The sequence below is a fragment of the Fibrobacter sp. UWH4 genome (assembly GCF_900142475.1).
Lineage (GTDB): Bacteria > Fibrobacterota > Fibrobacteria > Fibrobacterales > Fibrobacteraceae > Fibrobacter.
The window spans coordinates 497,912-517,117 of the sequence record NZ_FRAY01000001.1; the positions used below are offsets into that span (position 1 = coordinate 497,912).

Annotated in this window: 14 protein-coding genes; 7 read left to right on the plus strand and 7 right to left on the minus strand. The window is 52.4% G+C overall.

Going from position 1 to position 19,206, the window contains the following annotated elements; translation table 11 throughout:
* Positions 1-10: 10 nt before the first annotated feature.
* From BUA93_RS02015 to BUA93_RS02035, 5 genes are all read left to right on the plus strand, one after another.
* Positions 11-340, plus strand: a complete 330-nt coding sequence (locus tag BUA93_RS02015; protein WP_072976961.1) for an SUI1 family translation initiation factor — start codon at positions 11-13, stop codon at positions 338-340.
* Positions 341-422: 82 nt separating this feature from the next.
* On the plus strand, positions 423-2,030 hold the full coding sequence (locus tag BUA93_RS02020) for a FecR family protein (protein ID WP_139257672.1): 1,608 nt from the start codon (positions 423-425) through the stop codon (positions 2,028-2,030).
* On the plus strand, positions 2,030-5,152 hold the full coding sequence (locus BUA93_RS02025) for a right-handed parallel beta-helix repeat-containing protein (RefSeq protein WP_139257674.1): 3,123 nt from the start codon (positions 2,030-2,032) through the stop codon (positions 5,150-5,152). Before BUA93_RS02020 ends, BUA93_RS02025 begins: the two co-directional genes overlap by 1 nt.
* A 6-nt stretch (positions 5,153-5,158) precedes the next feature.
* Complete coding sequence (locus BUA93_RS02030; RefSeq protein WP_175547356.1) at positions 5,159-6,001, plus strand: deoxyribonuclease IV; 843 nt, start codon at positions 5,159-5,161, stop codon at positions 5,999-6,001.
* Between the two features lie 48 nt (positions 6,002-6,049).
* Positions 6,050-7,885 carry a glycoside hydrolase family 9 protein gene (locus BUA93_RS02035; RefSeq protein WP_072976964.1) on the plus strand — a complete coding sequence of 612 codons (1,836 nt, stop codon included), beginning with the start codon at positions 6,050-6,052 and terminating at the stop codon, positions 7,883-7,885.
* Here the strand turns inward: BUA93_RS02035 and BUA93_RS02040 are convergent.
* From BUA93_RS02040 to BUA93_RS02055, 4 genes are all read right to left on the minus strand, one after another.
* Positions 7,871-8,722: a YdcF family protein gene (locus tag BUA93_RS02040; RefSeq protein ID WP_072976965.1), complete on the minus strand. Its 852-nt coding sequence runs from the start codon at positions 8,720-8,722 to the stop codon at positions 7,871-7,873. The genes BUA93_RS02035 and BUA93_RS02040 overlap by 15 nt on opposite strands.
* 1 nt (position 8,723) lies before the next feature.
* Positions 8,724-9,188: a ribosomal protein S18-alanine N-acetyltransferase gene (rimI, locus tag BUA93_RS02045; RefSeq protein ID WP_072976967.1), complete on the minus strand. Its 465-nt coding sequence runs from the start codon at positions 9,186-9,188 to the stop codon at positions 8,724-8,726.
* Between the two features lie 31 nt (positions 9,189-9,219).
* Positions 9,220-9,846 (minus strand): tRNA (adenosine(37)-N6)-threonylcarbamoyltransferase complex dimerization subunit type 1 TsaB, encoded by a 627-nt coding sequence (tsaB, locus tag BUA93_RS02050; protein ID WP_072976969.1) that lies wholly within the window; start codon positions 9,844-9,846, stop codon positions 9,220-9,222.
* Positions 9,847-9,918: 72 nt separating this feature from the next.
* A complete protein-coding gene (locus BUA93_RS02055; RefSeq protein WP_072976970.1) occupies positions 9,919-10,953 on the minus strand; it encodes a D-alanine--D-alanine ligase family protein in 1,035 nt (344 codons plus the stop codon).
* A 408-nt stretch (positions 10,954-11,361) separates the two neighbouring features.
* Between BUA93_RS02055 and BUA93_RS02060 the strand changes: the two genes are divergently transcribed.
* On the plus strand, positions 11,362-13,914 hold the full coding sequence (locus BUA93_RS02060; protein ID WP_072976972.1) for an ATP-dependent Clp protease ATP-binding subunit: 2,553 nt from the start codon (positions 11,362-11,364) through the stop codon (positions 13,912-13,914).
* Between the two features lie 162 nt (positions 13,915-14,076).
* Here the strand turns inward: BUA93_RS02060 and hisN are convergent, their stop codons facing one another.
* Positions 14,077-14,889 (minus strand): histidinol-phosphatase, encoded by an 813-nt coding sequence (gene hisN / locus BUA93_RS02065; RefSeq protein ID WP_072976974.1) that lies wholly within the window; start codon positions 14,887-14,889, stop codon positions 14,077-14,079.
* A gap of 14 nt (positions 14,890-14,903) precedes the next feature.
* A complete protein-coding gene (gene hisC, locus BUA93_RS02070; protein ID WP_072976975.1) occupies positions 14,904-15,995 on the minus strand; it encodes a histidinol-phosphate transaminase in 1,092 nt (363 codons plus the stop codon).
* 187 nt (positions 15,996-16,182) lie between these two features.
* On the opposite strand from hisC, the gene BUA93_RS02075 reads away from it, so the two are divergent.
* On the plus strand, positions 16,183-16,749 hold the full coding sequence (locus BUA93_RS02075; RefSeq protein WP_072976977.1) for a hypothetical protein: 567 nt from the start codon (positions 16,183-16,185) through the stop codon (positions 16,747-16,749).
* 35 nt (positions 16,750-16,784) lie between these two features.
* Here the strand turns inward: BUA93_RS02075 and BUA93_RS02080 are convergent, their stop codons facing one another.
* Positions 16,785-19,157: a DNA internalization-related competence protein ComEC/Rec2 gene (locus tag BUA93_RS02080; RefSeq protein WP_072976978.1), complete on the minus strand. Its 2,373-nt coding sequence runs from the start codon at positions 19,155-19,157 to the stop codon at positions 16,785-16,787.
* Between the last annotated feature and the right edge of the window lie 49 nt (positions 19,158-19,206).

The window sequence follows — 19,206 nt, forward strand, 5'->3', positions numbered from 1 at the left end:
AGGAGTGGATATGTCTATAGAAGAACGTTCAACGCTGGTTTATTCGACGGCCCTGGGCGGCCGTGTCAAGCAGGAAAAGCTCAAGGCTGAACGCCCTAAGGGTGACGGCGTGGTGCGGATTCAGCTCAAGAGACTCGGCGGGGGCAAGATGGCCAGTGTCGTGGTCGGGGTTCCGCTCGATGAACCGGAATTGAAGGAACTGGGCCGTGAATTGAAGCAAAAATGCGGTGTCGGCGGGTCGGTCAAGGATTTTGCGATAGAAATCCAGGGCGATAAACGGAACGTTCTGAAAGCCGAACTAGAAAAAAGGGGCTATACGGTAAAACTGGCCGGCGGTTAGGGTTGTTTTTTATCACCCTTAAAAAAAAACTTTTACCCTTTTGGAAAAAAAAGGGTATTTTTATTATATCAAGAAGGTGTCTATGTTTTGTTCTGCTAAGTTCTTTTTTCGCGTGGCTGTTGCACTGGCTGTTTTGCCTGCACTGTCGTTTTCTGCACCGGCTGCAGGCAAGGTTCGTTCTACATCGGGAATTGTCGACCGCTGGAAGATAAAGCTGAATAATTGGGAGCAACTTTGGCCGGGTGCGAAGGTCTATCAGTCCGACCTGGTGCGTACGGGTGTAGCATCCGAAGTTGTTTTTGCATTGCCCGACGGAAGCTCTATTACGATTGCTGAAAATACGGAAATAGAATTGTCCCAACTTTTGGAACCGAATGACGAAGGCGGTTTCGAAACGAAGATCGATGTTCACAAGGGCTTTATCAATTTTGCAGTCCGCAAGCAGAAAAACAAAAAGTCGAATTTCAAGTTCAAGACGGGAACGGCAACGGCATCGATTCGCGGAACCGAAGGTTTTGTCGGTGGCGAGGGAATGTTCTTTGCGGGACTTAAGACGGGTAAGCTGGAAATTGTACCCGACGGTAGCAACAAGATGGTGGCGATCGAGGCGGGCGAGACGACCTTCGGTCGCGATTCGCTCGTGGTCCTGAAGCTGGCGTCATCGGGCGAGAAGCGCTTTGCCGAACGCCTCGAAAAAATCCTTTTGAACAAGTCCAAGTCGATGGGAGATTTGGTGCGCGAGGTGCAACAGGCTGATTCGGCATTCCAGGAACAGTTGAGGGTAGAGGCCCTGGCGCTGCCCGAAAACGGTTTTGCGGTGACGTCCGCTTCGCCGGTGAACGTCTGCGAACAGGGCCTGGTGCTGGAAGGCTCTTACAGGACATCCGATAAAAACGCTTCGCTGATTTTGCAGGTGGGGAATGGCTTTGTCTCGAACAACCTGATTCACTCCGCCGACGGCAATCCCCATCCCTTTTCGCAGCAGGTCGTGGTGAATGACGAAAACGGACTGTGGACGGTTAATAAGGCTACTCTGACGTTTACGGGGGCGGGTTTGACAACGAGTAAGTCCATTGACTTGAAGGTGAACAAGGCTTGCTCTGAAGTGAATACCAAGGCTCCGACCGTAGTGGTGGAATCCTACGATTCCTTGCGCTGTTCCGCGAATATTGCGATTAATGAAATGCAGAACGATGCGGGTATCATGGTTGTGGCAGCTGACGGATCCCCGCTGTCCGAAGATGCGGTGACCAAGAATACTCAGAAACGCGTAAAGCTAAAATCGGGAAAACACGAGTATACTGTCAATGTCGAGGACCAGGCCGGCAATAAGGTGACTGTGGCAAAGACGATGGGCTGTTATCCGGTCAAACGCTTTAACGTGGACATTCAGGGTGGCTCCAGGGAGGTGCTGAAGGTTCCACCTCCGCCCAAGGATGTGACGGACCGGATTTCGCAAAGCTTGCAGTTCAGGATACGTGTTCCGGATAACAATCCCGAAAACCTGTACAAGGTTGTCGTCAAGCAGAACGGAAAGGTTATTCGGCAGGAACTCCTGGCGCAGATCCATAGCCTGGATTACCAGATTCCACTTGAGTTGTCGAGAGGCGGTGTAAACCGTATTGAAGTGGAGGTGACCCACAAGAGCGGGTTCAAGGCGAAGGCTACGAAGGTGTACGAGGTTCGTTGATGAAATGGAAGTATTTGGCCTTGATGGCGTTTTTGATAGCGGCACTCCATGGGGGTGCTTTTGCCGTTGATACGGAGGAGGCCTCGGGGAATGTCATTGGGGGAAATCTTTCCGGCTTTTTGAAAGCGGATCGTTCGCCATACAGGGTGAATGAAACTCTCGTTGTTCCCGAAGGTCGCGTTCTTTTGATTGAGGCTGGCGTAGAACTGCATTTTGCGGAGGGGACAGGTCTTGACGTTCGAGGCGGATCGCTTGCGGTGATGGGTGAACTGGGAAATCCGGTTGTGTTTGCCGCGGCAAAGGAAGGGGGCTCCTGGAACGGAATCTCGGTGACGGGGGCGAAACGCTCCGAGGTGCAGGGTGTTGTTGTCAAGAATGCCGAGTTCGGTTTTACGGTCGAAAGCGGCGCCCTGGAACTTCGTGATGCCGAAATTAATAATGCCTCACGGGCGGCCCTTTATGTCCGCAATGCGTCGGTCGATATTCAGTGGGCGACAATCCAGAATTCAGGGAATGTCGGTGTATGGGCGACTCAGAGTGCCTCGGTGATGATTGACGGGACGAACTTTGACAATAACCATATCGCCCTTGTGGTGGGGGATGAATCCAAGGTGAGCGTGCAACGTTCCTATTTGGAATCGAACGAAACCGCCATTCTTGATATAGGGAACAATTATCTGAAATTGCGCAATACGGTCTTGGAAGGAAACCAGATTGGCTATGCTTCGCAGGACCTGCCTCCCGAAGACGTGAAGAAGTCCATGAAGAATAACCATAAGGACATGATTCACGATGTGGAATATTTGCAAAACGGCATTGGCGATGAACCGCGCAATCCCTACGCGAACGGGTTAAAAATCGGTGCGAATCTCGGGGTGGAATCGGTCGATTCTGTATGGAATGTTTCGGGAAGTGTCGGTGTCGAAGTCGGTTATCACAAGGTGCTGACCCGGAAACACTATGAGAGTGAACCTTATGTGTCCGGAACCGATACGGTTTATACGGGGGATCGTTACATCAACTATTTCCAGGTTCCGGGACTGTTTACGAACTGGAATGCGGATGTCTTGATGCAATCTCCGACTGGGCAGGTGGTTGAGGTGGTCGCCGACGTTTCTAGCGACAGCTGGGACCATTTCAAGGTGCACCGTTTCCAGGCGTCGTATACCGATGAAAACCAGCGACTGGTTTTGGGTGATGTCTATGCGCATGCGGGAGAACTTTACCTAGCCGGAGTGAACGCTTTCGGTGGCTCGTATGACTTGAAGGTTCTGCAAAATTCTGTGAAGGATCCGCTGTTCGAAGGTTCCGTCTTTGTGGGCGAGACCAAGGCGCCCAAGATTATAGGGGAACGCAACTATGACGTATACAAGGATTATGTGGAAGACGGCGAAGCGGAGCCGCAACGGATGATTGTGGGTGGAAAGGTTCGCTGGAACATGCATCGTCGATTCAATGGAACGCTTGGCTTTATCGGAAACGAGGATTACGTGAAAGATCCGTTCTTGAGGGACGGCATGTCGGAAAAAGTCAATATGGCGAGCCCGAGAATTTCGTCGAAGACTTTCTTTGCCGATGGAAACTGGCTCTTTTTCCCGGGAGATATCAAGCTGAATGGCCAGGTGGCTGTCGGTGGTGTCGATACGGTGAATGTCGAGACGATGAGGGCGATTAACCAGGTGTTTGCCGAAGCGGGGCTGGATGCCTCTAATTATGCCTTGCTGAACCGTTTGATGAAGGACCCGCGTCAGGTCAGTGCGTTGACGGCTAAGCAGCTGGAATCGATTTATGGGGACAATTCGCTGAAGACGCCTTCGGAAATGCGCGCAGAATTGCGGAGCCTGTTGGAAAAGGCGTCCAAGATTGCAAAAGAAACGGTCGTGGACCAGTCCAAGCCTTCGAACGGAGACTTTTGGGGACATGAACATTGGGCCGTGGCGGGGTCTTACCAGTGGTCCGACGACAACACTTTTATAGAAGGTTACTTACGTTACGTGGGGCGCGAATACTTTAGTGCCGGATCTCCGGACCTGTTGCAGAATACGCGTATGATTGGCGGTAACCTGAAGCGGAAAATCTACGATTTCTGGAACCTGGGTTTTGGATATACGGTGAATGTGGAAAACGCTGCCGACGATGGTTCCGGCTACAACATATTCGGCATGGCGGAAGGTTCCAAGTGGGGAATGTTCTCGGGAGCGGAAAGTGACTGGCTCGAGGAACATGAGCAGGATGAAACACGTGCTCAGTATATTCACGATGCTTACTTGAGTAACGATTTCGGCTTGACGGACAAGGTAAACCTGATGCTGAAGTATTCCATAAATTATAGGACTCGCAGTACGCCGCAGCGTTTGTATGCCAATTATTCAGCCAATTCCGGAATCTATAATGATCCTTGGTTCAGGGCGCAAAGCGGACGCCCGACTTTGAAGGTTTATACCGAAGATGACACGTTACTAATTGACTCGGCTCGCTGGGCGAAGTATTATAGCGTGGCTGACGAAGATTACCTTGCGACCCAGTTTGTGGAGCGGTTGATGAAGCATACGCTTGAACTGGGATTGACTTTTAAGCTGCCCCAGAAGAGTGTCTTGAAGGTGGGCGGTGTTGTGGAAGTTCGTTCGGACATATCCAAGTTTGAACAGGATGACCTGTTGGACCAGTTTGATTTCAAGGATGAAACTTACGGAATATTGGGATACTATTTCCACGGTGGAGATTACTTTGAACAACGTTATCCAGTTTCCTTGACCATTTCAAGTGACGGCTTCAGGAATATGTTTGCCGTGATGCCGCGATACAAGATTTATAACCGTAACGAGATGCGCGAATTTGAATGGACCCTGTCGGACAATATGGATATCGACTTGTCCAAGAATTTCCTGGAACTTTCGCTCGGTGCGGGGCTCCGTCAGAATTTCCTGAGCTATGAAATTGAGGAAGAGGATTATGACGAAATGGAACTGGATGTAGACGGTTCCGCCAAATTGCGCGTGTATCATACGCCATCGCTGTATTCGGATTGGACTGTTGGCGCAATCTTTAATTACAGACCGGATAACCGGGCCGATCAATACAAGGATTTCTACATGATTGCGGCTTTGAACTATGAATTCTAGAGGACCGTGATGTATATCGGTTGTCATTTGTCATCTTCCGCCGGTTTTTTCGCGATGGGCGAAACGGCATTGTCGATTGGTGCGAATGTTTTTCAGTTCTTTACGCGAAACCCGCGCGGCGGTGCCGCAAAGCCCTTTGACAAGGCGGATGCGGTAAAGCTTGTCGCGTTGCTGGAGGAAAACCGTTTTGGCCCGATTTTGGCACACGCTCCGTATACGCTGAATGCCTGTGCCGCCGATGATGGCCTTAGGCAATATGCCATAGACGTAATGAAGGACGACCTGTTCCGTATGGACCATTTCCCGGGAGCGATGTACAATTTTCATCCGGGAAGCCATGTGAAGCAGGGTGCCGAAGTCGGCATAGAGCTGATTGCAAAGGCGTTGAATGAAATACTGAATCCTGCACAGAAAACGACTGTGTTGCTGGAAACGATGGCTGGCAAGGGCTCTGAGGTCGGAAGAACTTTTGAGGAATTGCGCGCGATTTTAGACCGTGTGGAACTTTCTGACAAACTGGGCGTTTGCTTGGATACTTGCCACGTGTTTGACGGTGGCTATGATATCGTGAATGACTTGGATGGCGTCCTGGAAAAGTTTGACAAGGTGATTGGACTGAAGCGCCTGAAGGCGATTCACCTGAATGATTCGAAGAACCCCATGGGAAGCCATAAGGATCGTCATGAGGTCCTTGGGGGTGGTTTTATTGGACAGGAAGCCTTGTTACGAGTGGTGAAACATCCTTTATTAAAAGAGCTGCCTTTCTACCTGGAAACGCCCAATGAATTGCCTGGGTATGCGGCCGAAGTTGCGCTTGTACGGAAGGCGGTTGCGGCGGTAAACAAATAAGTGGCGAAAGAGGTAGCGGGATTCGTTTTGAAAAGCTATTCTTGCGCTATGAAAATACCTGTCCGCTATAACCATGTGGGATATGCTCCCCAATGTGCCAAGATTTTCTTTGTGAATACGAAAGAGTTGCCGTGTGACAGACTTGCTGTAGACGACTGTTTCTTTAGAATCGTGAAAGTCGGTCGCGGTGTGGATGGTGTGCAGGTGTACGAGGGACGTTTTAGGGACGGTACCTTTGAACACGAGGGACTTTGCGAGTACACAGGGGAATTGCTCTGGTCGGGTGATTTTTCGGTGGTCAGGGAGCCCGGCGACTATACGATCCAGATTTGGCAGGAAAACCGCATAGAGAAGGAGATGCTGTTGTTTGAAACTGCCCCGTTCGTAATTTCGGACGGCTGGATTTATCGTCAGTTGCTTGCGAATATCAAGTCGTTTTATTTCCAGCGGAGCGGGGTGGATCTTTTGCCCGAATATGCGGGGAAGTGGATGCGTCCGGCGGCGCATCGCGACGATGCGATTGAATTTCACCCAAGTATGCAGAGAAAGGGCGTGTGGAACGCCCATGGCGGCTGGTACGATGCGGGGGACTATGGCAAGTACATCGTGAACGGAGGGGTGTCTGTGGCGACACTTCTGCTCGCCTGCGAACTGGCGGATGAAAGCCTTTGTGGAGAACCGGTTCCGTGCCAAAATCAGCTCCGTGAGGCGATTCTTGGCGGAGGGGTGGAATCGGGGGATGGCCTCAGGCAGTATAGCCTGAAGGACGAGGTGCGGTTTGAACTGGAATTTTTCTTGCGGATGCAAGATGAGGACGGGGGCGTATTCTTTAAGGTGACGCCGGAACATTGGGACGGCTTTGTTTCGCCGAAAGATTCTGATTTGCTGCAGAAACGCATGATCCTGGGGAAGTCGACGACTTCGACGCTGAATTTTGCGGGTGTATTGGCGGCGGCGCACCGCGTGTATCGCGGAAGCGATGCAGCGTTCGCTGAACGCTGCCTGCAGTCCGCGGTTTCGGCGTACCGCTGGGCGGTCGCGCGCCCGTTCGTGGATTGGCCGCACAATACCGAAGGCAGCGGCGGGTACGGCGACGAACACGCCGAAGATGAATGTTTCTGGGCGCGCGCGATGCTGTACCGCGAACTGCAGACACGCGGCGGTGCTTTCGCTGGGATGACCGCTGCGGAACTCCGCCCGCAGATTCTAGAAGATATGGAAAATTTGCCGCCGAAGTTCGGTGCGGATTGGCGCGATACGCAGAACCTCGGCTGGATGGGGCTTGCCCTGCAGGACCAGGATGTGGAACTGCGGAATAGCGCAAGGAACGCTCTCGAAAAGACCGCTGAAGATATTGTCGAGGCGCAAAAGCACGATGCGTACGGCATTTCCCTTTCCAAGTTTATTTGGGGCAGTAACGGCGAAATTGCAAACCACGCCCTCACCCTTGCCGTCGTGAAACGCTGGAAAAAAGACGGCTGTCTTGATGACGCCTGCGGCAGCGATTGTGGCGAAAATGTTGGCGGCGGCGAGCGCGAAGCCCGTGGAAAGGGTTTGTCTCTTGATTTCTGGTGTCGCGAACTGTTGAACTTTATCTACGGTCGCAATCCTGTAGACGTAAGCTTCGTGACGGGCTCGGCCTGGAGTTCTCCGAAATTTCCGCACCATCGCCTGAGCCATTCGGACGGAGTGACAGAACCGATTCCCGGACTTTTGGTGGGGGGAATTAACTGTGACCGTCAGGATATGCACCGCGCCCCGCATTACCCGGGAGAACTCGCGGGATTCTCGTATACCGATGAGCGTTGCTCTTTTGCGAGCAACGAAACGGCTATCAACTGGAATGCCCCGCTGACAGCGGTCCTTGCCTTACTTTGTTGTTGAGTCCTTTGCCGTTGAGTCTTTCTTGACGACGGTATCCTTGGCGGTCGTGTCTGCCTTTACGGTATCCGCTGTGGTTTCCTTCAGCTTTTCCTGCACCTTGGGAAGGAGCGATTGCAAGTCGACGACGGGGTTGTTTTCGGATTCGAATTCCTTTGCGGAAATGATCGGCTTGTAGTAGAAGGAGTCTGCTGCCGTAAGGTTCCCTGCGGGCAAAAGATCGTAGTACGAAACAAACAGAGCAGCCCAGCCTCGCAGCCATTCCTTGCGGGATTCGCGGCTTGTATACCAGGAATCGGCATTGTAGATAAAGTGGTGAAGGTCTTTGGTGAAGTAGACGGGACTGTCTCCGGAAAGAGTCCTGAAAATGTTCTTGACCCGGTGGGTCGAGGCGGCGCTCGTCAAGAGAAGTACGGTGTCCGCCTTGTGTTTCTTGAGCCAGGGAATAATGGTGTATGCTTCGCCGATGGTGGATGGATCATCATGCCTTGCGATAAAGACCGCATTACTGTCGAAATCCCCTAGCTTCATGAAATCGTCTAGGTAGAATTCGGCGTTGGTCTTGTTGCGAAAAGTACGTCGGCCGAGAATCAGTACGGAGTCCGCTTTCCCGCTTGCCATCAGTTCGGCGGCATAGTCGGTGCGTTCCATATCTGCGGTCTGTCCGTCCAAAACGACAACCCAGTTTACGTGGTCGAAATCGTCGTCATCGACAAGCCAATGCCCGCTTTGCGTCATTACGATGTAGAAGGTGATGACGAAAAAAATGGCGGTAAGGACAAGCGCACTCAGAATGATCTTTTTCTTCTTGATTTGCTTCTTGGTGGGTAGCTTGGACAATTTAAACTCCTTTTCGCGATGGATCTATGTCGCTTCTTTTTTCGGTGCGGTAGAGGGCCGCGTTTTCACCGTCGGCGTAGTATTTTTTGCGTATTCCGAACAAAGTAAATCCATGTTTTTCGTAAAAGCGGCGGGCTTTGAGGTTGGTCTCGCGGACCTCCAGAAAGCAACAGTCCGTTTTTTCAAGGTCAAGTTGCGAAAGCCCTGCCTGCAAAAGTTTTCCGCCGATCCCGCTATGTTGCGCCGAGTTGCGGACTGCGATGGAGAGCAATTCCGAATCGGCTCCCAGTAGATGGAAAACCGCATACCCGATGATATCGCCATCGTTTTCGTAGACGACGGCGTAAGTGTAGGGAGCCTTGATTTCAATCTCGTATTGACGCTCGTTCCAGTCTTGGAATGCGAGCTCGCCCTGAATTCGCAGGACGGCAGGAATGTCGGCGGAATTCATAAGGCGAATCGGCATGGCGTTTTCCTATGTGGCAGTAAGGCAGATGTCAGTGCAACTTTTCGAAATACGAAGGCAGGATGTAGTTTGCTTCGAGCATCAGGCTGGGGGAGACCGTATTGAAAAGGCGGCTCCATTTGCTGAGCGGCTGACCCTTATCCAGAATAGTCCTTGCGCCGGTTGAATTGAATGCGGCTTGCAGGGACTCGTCGGCGAGGGCAGCCTCGTCTACGACGACTGCTTTTACGGGGTGAGCCTTGAGGGCTTCGATGACCTGGGCCGTTTCGATAAAGCTTTCTTTTTCGTCGAGGCGCAGGTACCAGTAGTCCTTGCGTGCGCGGATGACGACTGCCGCACTTTCGGACGCGTCGGCAAAGCAGGCTAGGGCCGCCAGGGTAGAAACTCCGTAGAGCTTGCGCTTGCCACTAAAACTGAGCCCTTCGCAAAAGGCGACTCCCGTGCGTAGGCCGCTGAAAGAGCCGGGACCGAGCGTAACCATGACGCGTGTGACCTGGTCGAGGGTGGCGCCTGCTTTTTCGAGGAGGGCGTCGAGCATGGCCGAGGCGGTTTCGCCACGGGCCGATTCATCGATGGATTCGATGTAGCGGTTTGCTCCCGATTCGAGGAGCGCCATCGAGATTCCCTTGCGCGAAGTATCTACAAATAAGTCGAACATAGTTAGAGCTTAGAGTTTAGAACTTAGAGTTTAGAGCTTAGAAGAGTTTTTCTTATCTAAGTTCTACCAACTTTATCTTTTGATGTAGAGGCTCTTGTCGATAATCAGGTCGATCAGCTGGCTGTAGGTAATGCCTACGCTGGCAGCTTCGGCCGGAAGAATCGAAGTCGGAGTCATGCCCGGGAGCGTATTCGTTTCGATGGCAAACAGTTGCTTGTCTTTGGTGATACGCACGTCGGTACGGCTGTAGCCTGAACCGCCAATAGCATAGTGAGCGTTTTTCACGAGTTCCTGGATGCGTGCCGTAAGATCGGGCTCGAATTCGGCCGGAGTGACTTCCTTGCATTCGCCGTTGTACTTGGCTTCAAAGTCAAAGTATTCGCGGGTGGTCATGCGCATTTCGGTCGGCGGCAGGGGCTTTTCGCCTTCGATGTAGCCGCAGCTTGCTTCTTCGCCGGCAATGAACTTTTCGCAGAGCAAGCGGTTGGAATCCTTGAACAGGTCCTGGGCAATTTTGCCTGCTTCGTCAAGGTCCTTGGCGATACCGATGCCGATGGAGGAACCTCCCAGCGGATCCTTGATTACCAGCGGGAATCCGAGTTCGTCGGAAACGGACACGAGCGTGTCGCCGGTAAAGTCGTGCTTCCAGATGACGCGATACGGCGGAGTCGGGATGCCGTTTGCCCTGTAGATTTCCTTGGTCTTCACCTTGTCCATGGCAAGGGCCGAGGCAAGGAGACCGCAACCGGTGTACGGAATACCCCAGTTTTCGAGCATAGCTTGAATGTGGCCGTCTTCGCCCCATTTACCGTGCAAGGCGAGGAAGGCGATGTCGGCGTCGGGGAGTTCAGAAAGGGCCGGAGATTTTTTGCAGTTTGCGGCGGTGCCTTCGAGTCCGCGGAAATAATTGACCGAGAAATTGTCCTTCTGGTAGGGGGAAAGTTCGCGGGAAGACCAGTGCCAGGTACCGTCTTTGTCGATAAGGACGGGGTGGATATTGTAACGGTCCGGGTTCATGGCGCGGACAACGCCGGTGCCACTGACAACGGAAACATCATGTTCGGTGGACGGACCACCCATCAAGACCAAAACGCGCATACGAGCCATTATAAACCTCTTTAGAAATAAACTTTATAAATAATGTAGTAAATTAGGATTTTTGGGGAATAAAAAAACTAACGGCATCCCCCCCAAAGGGATGCCGTAGTTGGTGTTTGGGATGTTTGGTTTCGTATCTATAAGATAGATTTGTGGAGGGGCAAAAGGTAGGGGGAGGATTGATAAAGTGTTGTTGCGTTTTACAACACCCTTGCAATTTTATGTAGGAGGCGTCTTGATGCCGCTCGAATGGTCTGATCCGTCTCAAAACGAGCTGGAAAACCGTTTTTTTTTGAAAAAAAAGCATTTTTTTATTAAACACGGGGTGTAAATTTTGCCTTTTTTGGGGTGCTTCTGGGCATTTGGGGCGTTGGCACGGCCTTTGCATATAATAGGGCGGTAAAAAAGAGAGGTTTTATGTCCGATTTTAATAACGATGCAGAAAAGGTGTTGGCGAAGGCGCAGAGCCTGCGCGACCGTTGCTCGCATTCCTACCTGGGTGCGGCACACTTGGCCGTGGGCCTGGTAGAAGGCCCCGATGCCACCTTGAAGAAACTCTACAAGTCCAAAGGCGCGAAAACGAATGAACTCCGCGGCAAGCTGGAGCCGTTCGTGCAGAAAATTCCGCGTATGGAAGGCGTGAACCCCGACGTGGAACCCGATAACGACTTGAACCGTATTTTGCGTGCCTCGGTGCAGGCGGCGCGTCAGGTGAACCGCATGGTGACCCCGGGCGACATGCTCGTGGCCTTGATGAAGTTCTCAGGCGATCGTGGCCTTGCGAAGGTGTTCGAAGATGCGTTGGGAAGCGTCGAGGTCGTGGAAACTTGGCTTTCGGACCCGTTTGCGGGAGCCGCCAATGCCGAGGAACAGTCTCCGCTGAAACTGTACGGCCGCGAACTCGTGGAAATGGCTGCCGACGGAAAGCTTTCTCCGGTAATTGGCCGTGAAGAGGAAATCCGCCGCGTCATCTTGATTTTGAGCCGTAAGACGAAAAACAACCCCTGCCTGGTCGGTGAACCCGGCGTGGGTAAGACCGCCATTGTGGAAGGCCTTGCCGAGCGAATCTATCGCGGCGATGTGCCTGACGCTCTGAAGGGCAAGAAGTTGTTCGCACTGGATTTGTCTGCCTTGATGGCGGGCGCAAAATATCGTGGCGATTTTGAGGAACGTTTGAAAGCCGTGCTGGACGCCCTTGAAGAAGACGGCAATACCTTGCTGTTCATTGATGAAATTCACACCATCGTGGGTGCGGGCAAGACGGAAGGCTCCATGGACTTGGGCAACATGCTCAAGCCGAAACTGGCCCGTGGCGAACTGCACTGCATCGGTGCCACCACCACTCAGGAATACCGCAAGTACATCGAGAAGGATTCCGCCTTGGAACGCCGTTTCCAGCCCGTGCAGGTTGACGAACCGAGCGAAGAGGAATCGATTTCTATTCTCCGTGGCATCAAGGACGGATTCGATGCGCACCACGGCGTGCGTCTGCATGACAATGCGCTTGTGGCGGCGGTGAAGCTTTCGAACCGCTACATCAGCGACCGTTTCTTGCCGGACAAGGCCATTGACCTGATTGACGAGGCCGCAAGCCTTGTGAAGACACAGATGGATACCGTGCCTGAAGCCTTGGACACCTTGCAGCGTAAGGAACTCCAGATGAAAATCGAGGAGCAGGCCTTGGCGAAGGAAACCGACGACACCAGCGTAAAGCGCCTGAAAGAGTTGCGCGAAGAGCTGGCGACGACGGATGCTGCTGTAAAGCTGATGCAGGATCGTTGGCAGGAGAGGCGCGCGAAGAATGCCGAGTTGCAGGGCCTTAAGAAATCCTTGCAGCAGGCGAAGGACGAGATGGAGCAGGCCGAAGCCCGCTACGACTTGAACCGCGCCGCCGAACTCAAGTACAACAAGATTGTGAACCTCGAAAAGGAAATTGCCGCGAAGACGGAAGAAATCAAGAAGTCCGCAAGCGACGGCGACCTGAGCGAAGAGGTGACGGAAGAGACCATCGCCCTTGTGGTGAGCCGCTGGACGGGAATTCCGGTGACGAAACTTTGCGAAGGCGAAAAGGCCAAGTTGTTGCATTTGGACGAACGCCTGCATGCCCGCGTGATAGGCCAGGACGAGGCCGTGGAAGCGGTTTCGGAAGCAATACTCCGTAACCGTAGCGGTCTTAGCCGCGAGAATGCGCCGATCGGTAGCTTCTTGTTCTTGGGCCCCACGGGTGTGGGCAAGACGGAACTTGCGAAGGCGCTTGCCGTGGAACTGTTCGACGACGAGAACGCGCTGGTGCGTATCGATATGAGCGAATACATGGAAAAGCATAGCGTGAGCCGCTTGATCGGTGCGCCTCCGGGATACGTGGGCTACGAAGAAGGCGGCCAGCTGACCGAAGCCGTGCGTACACATCCGTACTGCGTGATTCTGCTGGACGAAATCGAGAAGGCTCACCCCGACGTGTTCAACACGCTGTTGCAGGTGCTTGACGACGGTCGTTTGACCGATGGCAAGGGCCGTACGGTGAACTTCAAGAACACCTTGATTCTCATGACGTCGAACCTGGGTGCCGCTCACTTCCAGAACCGCGCGGGTGATGCAAAGCCCGTGACCCTGAAGGAAATCGAGCCGGAACTGCGTAGCTTCTTCAGGCCGGAATTCCTGAACCGTCTGGATGAAGTGCTGGTATTCCAGAGCTTGACAAAGTCGCAAATCAGGGACATCGTAAGGCTCAAATTCAAGGGACTCGCCGAACGCGCCGCCCGTCAGGATTTACAGCTCACCCTGACCGACGCCGCCCTGGACGCCATTGCCGACGGTGCTTACCAGCCGGAATTCGGCGCACGGCCGATCCAGCGTTACCTGGAAAGGAACGTGGAACGCCCGCTGAGCCATGCAATTCTCGCCGGTACCGTGAGTGCCGCAAAGCCCGTAGTCATCGACTACGACGGAGCCGCGTTTACGGTAAAGTAATTTCTCCAATCATCCCTCCTCCTAACCAAAAGACCCGCCCCAGTGAAAACTGGAGCGGGCTCTTTGGGTTATATATAAACAACGATCAAAGAGAATTCCAACAGACTGCAGGTTCGTTGCCGCAGCTTGGCTTTTTTAAAGCAAGGATGGATTGCCGCGTTGCTACGGATTCATGATTTTCGCGACTTCGTCGTGAATCAGTCCGTTCGAAGCCATACTCGTATAGCCTTCGTAAATCGGGGCAACCGGCTTGCCGCTTGCATCGAAGAGTTCCGTTTTGCCATCGATGGTGCTGAACTTGCCGCCCGCCTCCTTGAACAGCAGCGGATACGGGGCGATGTCCCACAGCGAAACCACGGGGTCAATCATCAGTTCGGCGCGTCCGGCGGCTACCAGGTAGTAACCGTAACAGTCGCCCCAGCCGCGGTGCAGCTTGGCCGCCCGACGTACAGCGGCGTATTTTTCGCCATAACCAGTTGATTCCATGGTATTCACGGTACCCGAAAGCACAAGCGAATCGGAAAGCGAAGCAACTTTAGAGCAGCGGATTTCACGGCCGTCTAAGAAGGCTCCGCCATCTTTTACCGCCCAGACCGCCGTGTTCATCGCAGGAATGCGAATGAGGCTTGCAATCGGCGTGCCCTTGTGATACAGCGCAATCAATGTTCCAAACAACGGCACGCCATGAATAAACGCCTTGGTGCCGTCGATGGGGTCAATGACCCACTGGTATTCGGCATCGGGATTCTCGATCCCGAATTCTTCGCCAATGACGCCGAAACCCGGAGTTTCTTTTTCCCAGAACTTGCGGGCTATTTCTTCGGTGCTCTTGTCGGCGATGGTTACAGGCGTGTTATCCTTTTTCCATTCCACGCCGACACTTGCCTGAAAATACTTCATGATATTTTCTTGGGCAAGGTCTGCGGCCTTGAGCGCAATTTTCAGAAGTTCTTGATTTTCTGCGGTCGCTGCCATAACACCTCCGGCGATTAGACTTGTGCCTTCCACTTTTTGACGAGGCTAACCAGGAGTTCGTTTTCTTCGCGCTTGCCGAGGGTCACGCGGATGTGTTCGGGCAAGCCAAAGCTGGTAAGACCGCGAACGATCATGCCATTCTGTTCAAGGAACAGAACCAAGTCCTTTGCCTTGGGACCGATGTGCACGCAAATAAAGTTGCCTTGGGTCGGCAGCACCTTGAATCCGAGCGATTCAAATTCCGGTGTCAAGTACTTGATGCCTGCGGCGTTGAGTTCGAGAGTCTTCTGGACATGTTCCTTGTCGGAAAGGGCGGCAATCGCTGCCACTTGGGCGGCCTGGTTTATGTCGAACGGCGGCTTGATTTTCCACATGGACTTGATGACTTCGGCGTTTGCCATGGCGTAGCCGATGCGGAGACCAGCGAGACCGTAAATCTTGCTGAAGGTTCGGTTGATGAACAGGTTCTTGTACTTGTCCAGCATATCGATGAGCACCGGATAATCTTCGGCGGTCGCAAATTCGGAATAAGCCTGGTCGAGGAATACAAGCACTTTGCTCGGAACTTTGTCCAGGAATTCAAGCAGTTCTTGTTTGTTGTAGTAAACGCCAGTCGGGTTATTCGGGCTGCAGATAAAGACCACGCGAGTCTTGTCATTGATTGCCTTCAAAAGCTCCGAGAGCGGAGTCTTCTGGTCGCCTATGCCGACACCGATAAAGTCGGCGCCGTTCGAAAGCGTCGTAAACTTGTAGACCGAGAAGGTCGGCGTAATGCCCACACAGTTGTCACCCTGACGAATGAACGCCTTACCCACCATGTCGATGATTTCGTCGGAACCGTTACCGATGACAATCTGGTTCGTGTTCACACCGTAAAAATCAGCGATAGCGTTAATCAGCTTGGGAGCATCACCGCGCGGGTACAAGTGCAATGCGCCAGCGATTTCGTGGAAAGCTTCGATCGCCTTCGGAGAAGCACCGAGCGGGTTTTCGTTCGAGGCGAGTTTGACAACTTCGGAGAGCCCGTACTTTGCACGGATTTCTTCCATGGATTTGCCGGGAACGTAGTCAGAAAGTTTAGAAAGCTCTGGACGCGGATCTATCATGATATCCTCTTTTTTTTGCGACTAAAATTTAGCTAAATTGAGGCGCATGAAACATTTCCATTTCATTATTTTGACGTTAATCTGTATTTGCTTTCAGAATGTGCTTGCTCTGGATCGTATGTGGAATATGCGTTTTACGTTTGGTCCTGAGGCAAGGCCAGTACCGAAATTTGGAGCCGGCGTAGGGATGCGTTCTGATTTTGGCAGTAATGTCCTTTTCCCGATCAACATTATGGGCTCGTTGAACAAGGAGTGGGAATTGGGCGCCAAGGTGGATATGTATACCTACAACCAACTGGATAATGTGGAAGCGTCGGTGGACTTTGGTGGACGCTACCGTATGGGGGCGGCCCGCTATATTGAATTGGATGGTTACTTCGGACTGAACCGAAACAATGGTGGCGCTTTGGTCTTGACTTACGGAAAGGAACATTACATCGCCAAGAACTTCTCGAATTCCTATGAAGCCCGTGCCGGTTTTCTGGAAGGAGTCACGGGGGAAGATGGGTATGTGAAGTTTGGTCTGGGTACAATTCCGACGCTTCATTTTGGAAGAAGTTTTCTTTGCATGATCGAAATTACGTCCAGCGGCAGTATCGGACATTTGAAGGACGATTTCATGGTGGATATTATCCCCAAGATGGAAATCGCCTTCGGAGCGACTAGAGTCCGTGTCGAATTTGATATCGGCGTGATGCAGGACGATAACAATGACCAGAAGAGTATCGCCTTGTACGTGATGACGGCTTTATAAATGTGTGATGTGTAGAATGACATCGTTCATTCAAACTACTTAATCATTGTTTCAACAATCATTGTATCGGCGCGGAATATGATGTCAATTGTTCCGCGTTCGGCCGTATTCAAATACGGAATTTTCAGAGAATCAAGTCTTTGCAGGACCTGCTTGCTCGGATGGCGGAAACGGTTCTTTCGTCCGCTAGAAATGGTGGCCAGTTTCGGTTGAATCTGCTTCAAAAAGGATCGGCTGCTTGAGGTCTTTGAACCATGGTGTCCCAATTTCAGGATGTCACTGTTGAGGTAGGCTCCGGTTTTGAGAATTTCCTTTTCTCCTTGAACGGTCAGGTCTCCGGTCAGTATTGCCGAGTGCTTGAGACCTGCTATCCTGAAGGTGATGCTTTGAGTATTGGCGTCTATGCAGTGCCTGGTTTCGGGATGAAGGACTTTGATCTCGAAGAGGTTTTCCCTGTATCTAAATCCGCGTGCAATGTCGCGTATGCGTATGTTGCGCCGGTAGGCTTCGGAGATGACTTGTTGCCATTCTTCTTTGGGCTCGATTCTTGCGCAGTCGGTAATCCAAAGTTCCTTGACGGGAAAAGTCTTGATGATTGAAAGGGCTCCGCCAAAATGGTCCTGATCAGGGTGCGTGATGATGAGTGCGTCCAGGTGCGATACCCCGATATGGTGCAAGTAGGGGACGATGATGTCCTTCCCTGAATCTTGTCGCTTGATGTCGCCGGCGTCTACAAGGAGGTGATTTCCGGAGGGGGTGGTAATCAGGTGAGAATCGCCTTGGCCTACATCGATGGTGGTGAGTTTCCAAGTCGGTGAATTGGCCGAATGAAAACTGCTGTAGCTGAAAATAGTTGCAAATAGCAAAAGGCTTGTTAGCGAAATTCGTCTGGCGATGCGATTCTTGAAGAAGAGAGGAAATAGGACAAGCAGAAATCCTGCTAAAAGGAGGATGGATGGGCCGAAGGGGCCGACGGTGACGGAGGCCTGAGCGGAATCCGAAAGTAGCCGGGTCAGGAGAGAGGCGAGCCTTAAAAAGAAACGTGCCGCATAACAGAAGTGTTCACGCAACAGGTCTATTGGCGACAGGAGTGCGAAAAGTCCCGCCTGCATTCCCATCGAAATGGCCGGTACTACGACGATGTTGCCGAGCCAGGCGACGGGGGAGAGCGTCTTGAAATGGTGTATCAGAAACGGGGCGGTCGAAAAGGTTGCACATAAAGTAACGTATGTAGGATCCAGGATGAAGGTTTGGAATCGCATCCACCATTTGTTCTTGATAAGTGCTTCGGGGAGTTTCTTGAGCGGATTTAGCGGGCCTCCGATAAGGATGCCCATGGTGGCGGCGACAGAAAGCTGAAATCCCGGATTCCAGATGACGGAGGGCTCCGGTAAAATGATGAAAAGCAGGGCGACTCCGAGGCTGTTCAGCGTGTTGGCGGGGCGTTGAAATAAGGCCCCTAGCTGCGGCACGGCGAACATCAGGACGGCCCGCCTTACGGCGGGCGAGCCGCCGGTCACGGGAACATATAACAGCAGCAGGAGAACGGCGGCTACCCGCACCAGCCGGTGCGGGAGTCCTGTCGCCTTAAGGAATATCATCAGCATTCCGGCGAGCAGCACCACGTGAAATCCGCTGATGGCAAGTACGTGAACCAGTCCCGATCGTTGAAAGTCGCTCCTTAATGCATCGGGAATTCCTGACCGGTCTCCCGCGAGAAGCCCGAGAAGAAGCCCTGTTTCGGCGGAATCCAGGTACTCGTGGAATCTGCGCCCTATCCAGTTGCGGAAGGCAAAAAAGCTGCGCTCGGGAATCCAGTGGCTGCCATGTACAGTCCAGTGAAGCATTTTGCCGTAGGCGGCAAGACCCTGTGAATTCAGCCAATTCCTGGTGTCGAATGCACCCGGAACGCTTGGAGGCATGACGGGGTACCATGAGGCTTCGTAACAGATGGAATCACCCGGTAGCGGGTACTGCGGCAATTCCCTTTTTTCGGTTAGCCTTATACGATACTCTGTTTTTTCCGACGGAATGGTGGTGGAATAGTCCGTACGGATGACGATCGCCTTTCCGCTTGTTTTTTGCTGGATTGTTTCGACCGTTCCGCAGGCTTTGGTGGCGGGAGGTGTCGTCGATGCGATGTATGGACTGTTTCCTGAAATTAAGCTGTGGCTTACGATAGCCGTTGTGATTGAAAAAAGGACGACCCATTGGAGCGACCTTGGAAAGAAATGCGTTGCGATAACCAAAGGAAGCAGCAATGCGGGGGCGAATGCTGGGGCGTCTAGGCTGGCGAATACGGCGATGATCATGATGGCACTTAATAGGGCGGGTTTCCCGGCAAGAGGGAATAGCATCTGCACAAAATCGGCAGAGAGGGCGTGTTTTTTATTCCATTTGGAACGCATGAAGGTGTATTTCCTTGTAAAAAGTTGTATCTTCTCTATACACGTATCT

Coding starts and splice junctions, on each gene's coding strand:
- BUA93_RS02015 (WP_072976961.1), top strand. CDS start 11: ATGTCTATAGAAGAACGTTCAACGCTGGTTTATTCGACGGCCCTGGGC.
- hisC (WP_072976975.1), bottom strand. CDS start 15,995: ATGATAGATCCGCGTCCAGAGCTTTCTAAACTTTCTGACTACGTTCCC.
- rimI (WP_072976967.1), bottom strand. CDS start 9,188: ATGCCGATTCGCCTTATGAATTCCGCCGACATTCCTGCCGTCCTGCGA.
- hisN (WP_072976974.1), bottom strand. CDS start 14,889: ATGGCAGCGACCGCAGAAAATCAAGAACTTCTGAAAATTGCGCTCAAG.
- BUA93_RS02025 (WP_139257674.1), top strand. CDS start 2,030: ATGAAATGGAAGTATTTGGCCTTGATGGCGTTTTTGATAGCGGCACTC.
- BUA93_RS02080 (WP_072976978.1), bottom strand. CDS start 19,157: ATGCGTTCCAAATGGAATAAAAAACACGCCCTCTCTGCCGATTTTGTG.
- BUA93_RS02055 (WP_072976970.1), bottom strand. CDS start 10,953: ATGGCTCGTATGCGCGTTTTGGTCTTGATGGGTGGTCCGTCCACCGAA.
- tsaB (WP_072976969.1), bottom strand. CDS start 9,846: ATGTTCGACTTATTTGTAGATACTTCGCGCAAGGGAATCTCGATGGCG.
- BUA93_RS02035 (WP_072976964.1), top strand. CDS start 6,050: ATGAAAATACCTGTCCGCTATAACCATGTGGGATATGCTCCCCAATGT.
- BUA93_RS02060 (WP_072976972.1), top strand. CDS start 11,362: ATGTCCGATTTTAATAACGATGCAGAAAAGGTGTTGGCGAAGGCGCAG.
- BUA93_RS02075 (WP_072976977.1), top strand. CDS start 16,183: ATGCGTTCTGATTTTGGCAGTAATGTCCTTTTCCCGATCAACATTATG.
- BUA93_RS02020 (WP_139257672.1), top strand. CDS start 423: ATGTTTTGTTCTGCTAAGTTCTTTTTTCGCGTGGCTGTTGCACTGGCT.